Annotated in this window: 3 protein-coding genes and 1 pseudogene; 3 read left to right on the top strand and 1 reads right to left on the bottom strand. The window is 55.2% G+C overall.

What is annotated here, in order from left to right; genetic code table 11:
• Positions 1-271 (top strand): hypothetical protein (locus tag OQV04_RS24220; protein WP_064169974.1); only part of this gene is annotated, 271 nt, incomplete at its 5' end.
• A gap of 615 nt (positions 272-886) precedes the next feature.
• Here the strand turns inward: OQV04_RS24220 and OQV04_RS24215 are convergent.
• Positions 887-1,174, bottom strand: a complete 288-nt coding sequence (locus OQV04_RS24215; RefSeq protein ID WP_009486461.1) for a thermonuclease family protein — start codon at positions 1,172-1,174, stop codon at positions 887-889.
• Between the two features lie 292 nt (positions 1,175-1,466).
• On the opposite strand from OQV04_RS24215, the pseudogene OQV04_RS24205 reads away from it, so the two are divergent.
• A pseudogene (locus OQV04_RS24205) lies at positions 1,467-1,903 on the top strand (IS66 family transposase); the annotation flags it as partial.
• Positions 1,904-2,092: 189 nt separating this feature from the next.
• Entirely contained in the window at positions 2,093-2,467 is a 375-nt protein-coding gene (locus OQV04_RS24200) for a cupin domain-containing protein (protein WP_001348195.1), read from the top strand.
• The last annotated feature ends 149 nt before the right edge of the window (positions 2,468-2,616 follow it).

Below are 2,616 nucleotides of genomic sequence, written 5' to 3'. Positions count from 1 at the left end.
TGAATGGGTTCATGTGCAGCTCCATCAGCAAAAGGGGATGATAAGTTTATCACCACCGACTATTTGCAACAGTGCCACAGAAAATTACCTGAACTGCGTCAACTCGGAGTCTGGCCGCGTGCGCGTGGAAGCAAAGCGGGCGAGCGAAGAATACGGGCGAGTGCTGCGGCGCTATCCGCTGAAACCCGGCGAGACGGTCGAGCGTCCGCAACGCGGGGAAGTCGTCAGCAGCTCCGGGGTTCTCCCCCCACTGGACCCAGGCGAATACTAAGCGCGGCGGTGTGTAATAGACGGAGCGCGAGGCGACTACTGGTCAGGGTTTGCGCAAGGCGGGTGTGTAATAGACGGGAGGGGATCGATCCGGCGATCCAGCCTGTGGATAGTCCGTCTATTACCCACCCGGTTCCGTCGTTTACCCACCCAACCCCGTCTATTACCCACCGGAAACCGTCTATTACCCACCGAGGGGTTCTATAAGCAACTGATAATGAAGGTAAATTTTGCCTTCTGATTCCCTAAAACTCTTTAAAACAAAAAAAACATATATAAAACGTGTAGCCCTGGGGAAAACAGCCCGTGGAATTATGGACAATCCGGCAAGCCGGATACCTGCCTAACCGCTTCGCGGTTCCCCATTGACAGGCCAGGGACAACCGCGAGCGGTTGCCCCCACCCTGCCAACAGGTCGGCAGTTGCCCACAATACCACCGGCTCAAGCAACAGGATTTTTTTATATTTTTGTTTTTAAAAGAAAAAAGCGGCCGTGCTCTAGTGGCATGGCCGCGTTACGTGGTCCTATCAGGGGCTTGTGGCTCTTGCGCCTCCTCGGATCGACACAAGTGCCGATCACTGCGGCGGGGCGCTCCTGGCTCAAGCTGAAAAGCGATCAGTATCCGCACCAGTGGCGACGGCGTTCCCTCCACGCATTCGGGCCGGGCCTCCACTCAACGGCTAACCCCTCGGCCATGAGGGTTTGCCCCACGTCCCGCCCGTCGATCAGCAGGTGAACAAGGCGGCGGTCGTACTTGTCGGCTTGGCCGGAATCGACAACCTCGATGCGCTGAGCGTTGGCAACCAGTTCGCGGAGGCGTGCGGTTGCCTCGCGGCCCTTCGTCAGCTCGGCGTCGCACCTGGGCTTGTAGGTTTCCGGGGTGTCAATCGACAGCAGGCGCAAGCGTTGACCGTTGTATCGTAACCGTCCGGTGATTCCACCTTGAGCCAAATCGCCTGCCGACCAAAAGGCTCGAAGCTTACCACCCGGTCGATTCCGGTCAGATCCAGAAACGCCTCGTCGATGGAGTAGACATCCACTCTCGATGCCAGAGCTTCCAGGGTCGTCATCACCCGCCGGCTTATATCGCCATTTGTGTGGAATAGAGAATCAATTGGAACGGGGGCTTTGCTCGCCCCCCCTTGAACTTCTCATACCCAACCTGTTTGGCTATAGCTACTGAGGAGATCGCGGTGGCCCACCAAATCTTCCGGTCATCCTGTTCAATTACACCGCTAGCCGTACCCAGGAGGTGCCGCAGCGCCTCCTGGAGGCAGAAAGGCGTCGAGCGTATAGGTTGCTGGGCATGCGCGGCGCAAGTTCATCAGAAAACTCAATCCAAGGGCAAGATCGGCCGAGCGGAGATGGCACTGACTCTTATCAACAAGCTCTACGGCATCGAGCGCGACATGGAAGAGGCGGGCGATGCCCAGCGATACCAGACGCGCCAGTCGCAAAGCCAGGCTTTCCTGGAGCAACTGAAAGCTAGGCTGGACAAAACCCCTCCCCAGGTCACGTCGTCAAAGTGCCTTGGGCAAGCAATCAATTGCCTTGCGAGCAACTGGTTAAAGCTGATCCGCTACATCGAAAGGGGGACACCTGCCCATCGACAACAACCCTGCCGAGCGGGCGAGCCACCTTCTCATGTACATATGACCAAAGCGTCGCCCGTCTCCTCCCGTTATGTCATGCCTACCCACGACGGAGTATTGACGGTCTCTGTGCGCCAGAGCATAGTTTTCCCGAAGGGCGCTTAGGTACATATCTTCATGTGCTGTCCAGGCGCAGTTGCGTTTAGAGTACGTGTCCAATCAGTTTTAAATGGGTGTGAACATGAGAGCAGAAACTGAATCGCGGATTTTTTCGGTGGATGAATATGTTCGTCCGTCTAACGGCGAACCGATTCGTTCGGTTGTTCTGGAAACCAATGACTCTGTCGTCGTTGTTTGGCACGCCCACCCTGGGCAGGAAATAGCTTCCCATGTACATCCTCACGGCCAAGATACTTGGACGGTTATCTCAGGTGAAGCCGAATATCATCAAGGTAACGGCATAGTCACTCATCTTAAAGCTGGAGATATTGCGATCGCAAAACCTGGGCAGGTACATGGTGCAATGAACTCTGGCCCCGAACCTTTTATATTTGTTTCAGTGGTTGCGCCGGGCAATGCCGGTTTTGCGTTGGCTGAGAAATAGGCGAAAGGCCTGAGAGGAAACTGATGAATACACGATTATTTACGTTCGCTGGTGGAGAAACGGGTGTTTGGCGGGCACTGTTGCAAAGTTAGCGATGAGGCAGCCTTTTGTCTTATTCAAAGGCCTTACATTTCAAAAACTCTGCTTAC

It is taken from the genome of Escherichia sp. Lx600-2 (assembly GCF_036662595.1).
Lineage (GTDB): Bacteria > Pseudomonadota > Gammaproteobacteria > Enterobacterales > Enterobacteriaceae > Escherichia > Escherichia coli.
Note: the sequence above shows the minus strand (reverse complement) of the source record. Positions and strands in the feature narration are given on the sequence as shown.

What these genes read in the sequence shown, in the direction of transcription:
- OQV04_RS24200 (WP_001348195.1), top strand. Translation starts at nt 2,093, where the DNA reads ATGGGTGTGAACATGAGAGCAGAAACTGAATCGCGGATTTTTTCGGTG.